The organism is Hymenobacter sp. IS2118 (genome assembly GCF_000715495.1).
In the GTDB taxonomy this organism is placed as follows: Bacteria; Bacteroidota; Bacteroidia; order Cytophagales; family Hymenobacteraceae; genus Hymenobacter.
Window position 1 is genome coordinate 1 of record NZ_JNLX01000012.1, and the last position, 294, is coordinate 294.

1 protein-coding gene is annotated in these 294 nt (G+C 68.7%); it reads right to left on the bottom strand.

The features are described 5' to 3' along the window. Positions 1 to 172 precede the first annotated feature (172 nt). The gene (locus tag GM79_RS23525) at positions 173 to 286 is read right to left on the bottom strand and encodes an ATP-binding protein (protein ID WP_316930095.1); all 114 of its coding nucleotides are present in this window, start codon (positions 284 to 286) and stop codon (positions 173 to 175) included. Positions 287 to 294 lie beyond the last annotated feature (8 nt).

Consider the following 294-nt stretch of genomic DNA (forward strand, 5'->3'; position numbering starts at 1 on the left):
CACCACCCGACCCCGGCTGTGCCCAAACAGACGGCCGCAATGTACTGCCCGGCCGGGCAATTCCACCCCCGGCCGGCACGGGCCTCGGGGCACGCGCAGGGTGCCGGGTGTCGGACGTACTCACACGTTTTCGTCCGACTCGAAAACGTGTGAGTTTCCGCTGTCCTCGCTGCTAAGCAGCGGGCAGCCCCAGGGTGAAGGTGCTGCCCTCCCCTTCGCGGCTTTCCACGGCTAGCGTGCCGCCGTGGCCCTGCACGATGATGTCGTGGCTCAGCGAAAGGCCCAGGCCGGTGC